A 5,765-nucleotide genomic window follows, 5' to 3' on the forward strand; every position below is an offset into this window, starting at 1 on the left:
AACTACGGAGTCGATCTATCAACCATCTGATAATGGTATCAGGTTGGTGGGGTAAAGGTGCCCCATCAACCATTAAATCCGTATACCCAAAAAATGGAGCCTTAATATTTGTATCTATGAAATAGTATTTTGCTAATAAAGAAAAGGCAGTAATAAAAATAGATAAATATGTTAAATACTTAGTAGCTTTATCTTCTAGTTTTTCATAGTGTCCTTTTACTATCGAAAATTGATTTTTTTGGTATTCATATAAAGCTGCATATTTGCTTATATCTACTTCGCTCATACTTCCTCTTTCACTATGTTACTTGCTCTTTTTCTCATGGGTTGAATCCAGACTTTTCTAAAATTGGGTAAAGCTCTCTAAATTTTTCTGGCTCTAAAAGCATGTCAGCGATACGGATAGCAAATTGTTGGTAGCTTTCTGTCCCTTGAGAATATTTACTCATTTCCGGCATCTCAGAGAGTTTATTTGCAAATAAATGTCGTTGAGCATCTGTCATTTGGATAAAGAAATCAGGTGTATTTGGATCTCTTTTAAGATCAACAATATTTTCAATTTTTGGTTGGTGCTTTTGCTTAAAGCTGAATGAAAACGCTGAAATTAAGCGCCCTTTTTTATGCTGCTCATATGTTGCAGTAATGTCTGTATATTTATTAATTTGCTTAATAGCTGGCTCTAATACACGTTTTTTAAAGTCATTCATAGCTGTGTATTCAGTATCTTCAACACCAATTTTGCTTCTAAAATCCTCTAATTCAATTTTTGGAGTTTTACCAACTTCACGCCATGCAATTAAAAGCTCATATAAGCGGATCGCGTATTTACTTGTAAGTTGGCTGACCTGTTTAAGTTGATAACTTGTGAAATGTTGCTCAAGTCTTGTAATTAGTGGTACTACATCAGGCGCAAACGTAATCTCTAGTGTGGCCGAATCATCAATATATTTAATACGGCTTACCCATCTTGATTTTACTGTACCTACATTCCCTTTCTTATCTTGTTCTTTAAAAGAAAACTGTCGATCGAATAAGTTTAAAACAGCATTTTTTAATGCTTTGTAAGCTCCATCATTGCTTATATCAAAGCGGCTAGCATAGTCCTTTGCATGTATTTCTAACTTACTATCGGCTGTAATACCGTTGCCTGTTTCTCTTGCATTAAGAATTGCTAAAAGTATTAAACGCTGTTCAGTTACTTCTAAGTTATAACTAGCATTAATTAACGCATTATCCTTCACAACAAGCTCATTTTTCATAATCAGATTATATTGTTACTTATAATATGGACATTGTAAATTGAAGTCACTATAGGGTCAATACTTATGATGTCCCTTTATAAAGACTAAATGTCCCTTTATAACCGACTAAATGTCCCTTTATAACCGACTAAATGTCCCTTTATAACCGACTAAATGTCCCTTTATGAGCGCTAGATGCCTTTTGTAGAAAGGCTTTTAGCATGCTTAAAAGCATTTAAAAGCTTTAAAATATATATAAAAGCCTAAACAGTCATGAAAAACAGCCCTATGCCCTCGCTAAAGCTCGGACGTTTTAACCTCGCTAAAGCTCGGTTGAGGGCCTGTTTTTTCAAAGAAGAACTGAGAATTTAAAAAAAGAAGCAAAAAGAAGCTATGCCTTCGCTACGCTCAGAAGCTTTATCTTCGCTTCGCTCAATCTTGAATCAACTGAAGTACAGTCGCTTTGCTCTGTTGATCCCTTTACTAAGCAAAAGGGATTAATTGTAATCAAAGGGAAAAACGCATGAATTTTGATGTCAGGTGGTCGCTCGTAGACACTCGCTCGGTTAATAAAAATAATTGGGTTTAAAATATATCAGGTGTAATACAAGAATTCGGACTGAAATGTATTATTTAAAACAGGGGGTTAAATAATTAATTCTACTGTTTTAATATAGAAAAAGACGAGTGGTCAGACTCGCCTTCTTCAATTTTCACCTCCTTATCTACTAACTTTTATTCCTGCAAGAATATTAGTTATTGGTTGTGTGTAATTGTTATCGTAATCTTAGTTCTCCATGCCAGAAGATAGATAGCTATCCACATATCGACTGGCATATCTACTAAGATCGCGTGAATGAGCTCGCTCATAATCACCCTCCCTTCGTAATGTTATATCTAGGACATTACTGTCCCCCCCAACGCCTTTGTTTTCAAAACTTAACTTCATTTAAGTGCTCCTACTTCATAGGCTCTATGTTCAAAAATTTCATACATTTCTTGCTGGATCTTCTTCTCGGCATAGAGAGCTTTGATCGCATGAATTGGATGAAGCATTAATACGTACTGATAACGATTTCCAACTTTATGTGCTTTAACAAACCCTAAATCATGAAGTGACTGCATTCTCTGTTGCCAAGTCGTCACTCGTCTTTCACTATAAAAACCTGATTCATAAGCCAAAGAGGCTTCATCAGTGACATCCACAATCATCTCATCATAGTTACGACACCATAATGCTAAGTATGTTTGTCCTGCTGGCTTCCCTTTTGTTAAAGCATCAATAATGTTTACTACTAAAGGTAAAATCCGTGGTAAGTGGATATACCCATCATCAGTACCTCGATGCCAAAGCTCGACATCCTCTAAACTGCCAAAGATTCGCGTTCTTAACGCTAGCCTTTTAGCCGCTGGTTTAGATGGCTTACTTTTTACGGCAACATCTTTATTTTCCATAAAAACTCCTTGAAAATCAAATATTTAATATGTCGTGAGAAGTTGGTTAAGTGGGTTTATCCTGATCTTTCAATATTTTTATTAGAAATTTAATATACATAATAATTTATCGAATGGTAATGAAAAATCTTAGTAAATAGTATATGTGTAATATATATTACAAAAATCAATGTTAAATACTTGTTTTTAAATTATTTTTACGTTATCCAGTAATCTTCGTAATCTGTCCTCCGTAATCTAAGTAATCCTGTGATCCCGTCGTCCAGTTAGGAATTTAATTACATATTATTACATTTATTTTTAGCCAAAAAATACGCTTAAAGCTCGACACTTTGAAATTTGGCTTTAGCCATAGTTGAAAGTCGAGCCACTTTGCGCCTGCTAAAAGTTAATTTGTAATGAAAGGAGCAAAGCAAAGTACCGAACCGTAATTATTTAGGGTCAATCACACAATAATCAGCATTTTTCCCATAGCCGCACTGTTTTTTTATAACTCGAACGCATGTTTTCCCATCACATTTTGATAGGTCTAAACTGTATTTTTTCAGGTTGTTTACTTCCGATCTGCGCTGCTGGATTTCATCCATACTTGGTACAAATAAAAATAATGCCAAGAACAACACCATCACCAACGCTACAAATGCACTGGCAAACACGGCAATGAATTGATAGTTAAGACGGCTGGTTGCTTTGTCTAGTTCCTGAATACGGCTCTTTAATGCCCCTATAGCCTGTTTATTTGTCTCCTGTAGCGACTTTTCGGCTTTATCCAGAACCCCACTAGCTACTTGGGTGTAAAACGTCTCTAATCGCTTCTTATCGTCTGCTATGGCTTCTCTGTATTCCTTCATGGAAGCCAATAAAATATATAACTGGTCGTCTAAGTCGTTTTGATTGCTCATAAGGAAGGCCCATCTCTATTCATGCTTTTGCGTTGTTTCAGCTTCATGGCTCTTTCTTGCTGTAGCTTTAACTGCTGCTGATGTTCCAGTTGTAAGCGTTTAGCTTCCTGATCTTTCTTCCATTGCTCGAAACCCTTTTCAACACGGCTGAAGCCTTGTTCTAGGATTTTTTCCTTTTTGGGTTCTTTGTATTGGAGCTGCTGACTGTTTTGCTGTTTGATGTTGTCATTGAAACGGCTAACTTCAGTATCTATGCCCTTCCTGCGTAATTGAGTAACCTTGCTGCCTTCATGTATGGTGGCTTGTAGGCCGTTACCTTGTTCGGCATAGCTACGATGGTCTATTTTTTCTTTGTACCCTGCTTTGTCCAGGGCGTAATTTGCAAGGTTTGCCCAGGTGGCTCGAATCTGCTTGATTTCTTCCTGGCTTGTTCCCATGCCTAGGCTTTTTCTTTTGGTGTTACTTAGCTCGATTTCCGCTTTTTGAGTGAGGACCAATTTATTTTCAGTGTCTAATTCTGCTTTGCGAGTTGTCAGCAAGATATGTGCATGATGGTTTTTATCATCTCCACCTTTGCTGGGTGCATGAATCGCTAAATCTGCAACTACGCCATAGCGATCTACTAAGGACTTGGCAAAGTTTTTAGCAAGTTCCTTGCGTTGTTCTTCATTCAATTCATCAGGTAAAGCAATAACCCATTCTCTAGCGGTTCTAGCATCTTTACGGTTTTCCATTTTTTCCGCCAGATTCCAGAGTTCAGCACGATCAATTTGAGTATCTAAGTTCGAGATAATTTCGGTGTAAGCCACACCTTCTTTTCTCGTAAAGTCGTGTGTTAATCCTGTCCGTTCATCTGTCAATTTTTCTCCTGCACGATAGGCCATAGATGCTACCGCAGTTCGTCCCGAACTTCGGTTAACGGTCTTAGTCGTACAGTGATAAATTGCCATGCCTTATCCTTGTGATGGTTTTGCTTTTGCTTTTAAAAAAATTGCGTAGCAGTTTTTTGGGGTTAAGGGGATTCCCCTTACGCAAACTTTGACTTGGATGAAATCCAAGTCGTAAGTGCGCATTTCATGAAAAACACGATAGCATATAGCCCGCTTGAATTCCAATTCATAGGGCCTTATGCTTGAGTGGTTTTCTATATCCCGAAATCTGAATCATGACAAAAACTGCTGAAATTCTCGAAAAAAAAATAGAAACCCAGTTAGAAAAACTGAAACAGCTAAAGGCTCGTAAACAGGCTATCGAAGCTAGAGAAAAATCGAAGAAAAAAGAGCAAGAAAGAAAGGACGATACTCGACGCAAAATTTTGCTCGGTTCTTATTTGATTAAGAAAATGCAGGCGAATGAAGCCAATAAAGAAAAAATATTGGCTGAACTTGATGAATATTTAACTGAGGAAAGAGACAGAAAATTATTCGATTTAAATTAAAAATTTTAAGTAGACAGTGGAATCCGTCTACTTAGAAGATTACTTTTTATTACCTTTTGAATCACCTATTTTTATGAGCGGTGGTGGCGGAACATACTCAGGTTTAGCTTCAGTATTTTTAGACATTACTTTACTCCTTTCTGATCTCGAACAGGTGGCGGTGGTGGAACATATTCGGGTTTAGCTTCAGCCATTTTTGTCTCTATTTTTGAAATTTTGAATCACTTAGGTTTTGGTAAGTCTGTTGTAAGTTGATCTCGAACAGGTGGTGGTGGTGGAACGTATTCGGGTTTAGGCTCTGGATTACTCATTTACATTATCCTAAAAATTTTCCTAATATAATCAGTATTATCACAATAACTAAACTAGCTCCAGCTAATTGAATATAGTCAAAAGCTTTATGTAATAAGTTTGCTTTTTCATCATTTTTTTCAGTATATGACATGATAACTTGTTTATAGTGATGAGCTAAACCAAGGTAAACAGTAGCAATCTTATTATTCTGAAAATAATCAATCATTTGGTCACCAGTATTTACTTGAAATACTTCCTTTACCTGTAGGCAAGAAAAAAGCTTTCCTGATGCCAAACATACAAAAATAAAAGTTAAAGCCAAATAAAGTGAGGTCAAACAGATTAAAAAAAATGGGGTATCCGGAATTTCTGGTTGATAAAATGCCAAAGATGTAAAGAAGAAAATCTTTCTCAGCGGATTATCTGATTGATCCT

The 5,765-nt window shown here is 36.4% G+C and carries 6 protein-coding genes and 2 pseudogenes; 2 read left to right on the forward strand and 6 right to left on the reverse strand.

Features of this window, described 5'->3' with window-relative positions; all coding sequences use genetic code 11:
• The 5 genes and pseudogenes from ACINWC743_RS19650 to mobQ form a co-directional block, all read right to left on the reverse strand.
• Window positions 1–286 (reverse strand): annotated as a pseudogene (locus ACINWC743_RS19650) (hypothetical protein); the annotation flags it as partial.
• Window positions 287–320: 34 nt separating this feature from the next.
• Window positions 321–1,259 carry a replication initiation protein RepM gene (gene repM, locus ACINWC743_RS19655; protein WP_009586662.1) on the reverse strand — a complete coding sequence of 313 codons (939 nt, stop codon included), beginning with the start codon at window positions 1,257–1,259 and terminating at the stop codon, window positions 321–323.
• Window positions 1,260–2,186: 927 nt separating this feature from the next.
• Window positions 2,187–2,696, reverse strand: coding sequence for a hypothetical protein (locus ACINWC743_RS19660; protein WP_009586665.1), 510 nt, complete (start codon window positions 2,694–2,696; stop codon window positions 2,187–2,189).
• Window positions 2,697–3,127: 431 nt separating this feature from the next.
• Window positions 3,128–3,598, reverse strand: coding sequence for a hypothetical protein (locus ACINWC743_RS19665; RefSeq protein WP_005264961.1), 471 nt, complete (start codon window positions 3,596–3,598; stop codon window positions 3,128–3,130).
• Window positions 3,595–4,548 (reverse strand): MobQ family relaxase, encoded by a 954-nt coding sequence (gene mobQ, locus ACINWC743_RS19670; protein ID WP_035301481.1) that lies wholly within the window; start codon window positions 4,546–4,548, stop codon window positions 3,595–3,597. Before mobQ ends, ACINWC743_RS19665 begins: the two co-directional genes overlap by 4 nt.
• Window positions 4,549–4,763: 215 nt before the next feature.
• Here mobQ and ACINWC743_RS19675 point away from each other — a divergent pair, with 215 nt between their 5' ends.
• Window positions 4,764–5,036, forward strand: coding sequence for a hypothetical protein (locus ACINWC743_RS19675; RefSeq protein WP_009586666.1), 273 nt, complete (start codon window positions 4,764–4,766; stop codon window positions 5,034–5,036).
• Window positions 5,037–5,052: 16 nt separating this feature from the next.
• On the forward strand, window positions 5,053–5,220 hold the full coding sequence (locus ACINWC743_RS24385) for a hypothetical protein (RefSeq protein WP_009586663.1): 168 nt from the start codon (window positions 5,053–5,055) through the stop codon (window positions 5,218–5,220).
• 132 nt (window positions 5,221–5,352) lie between these two features.
• Here ACINWC743_RS24385 and ACINWC743_RS19680 read toward each other — a convergent pair.
• Window positions 5,353–5,765, reverse strand: a pseudogene (locus ACINWC743_RS19680) (hypothetical protein); the annotation flags it as partial.

It is taken from the genome of Acinetobacter sp. WC-743 (genome assembly GCF_000335555.1).
Taxonomy (GTDB): domain Bacteria; phylum Pseudomonadota; class Gammaproteobacteria; order Pseudomonadales; family Moraxellaceae; genus Acinetobacter; species Acinetobacter bereziniae.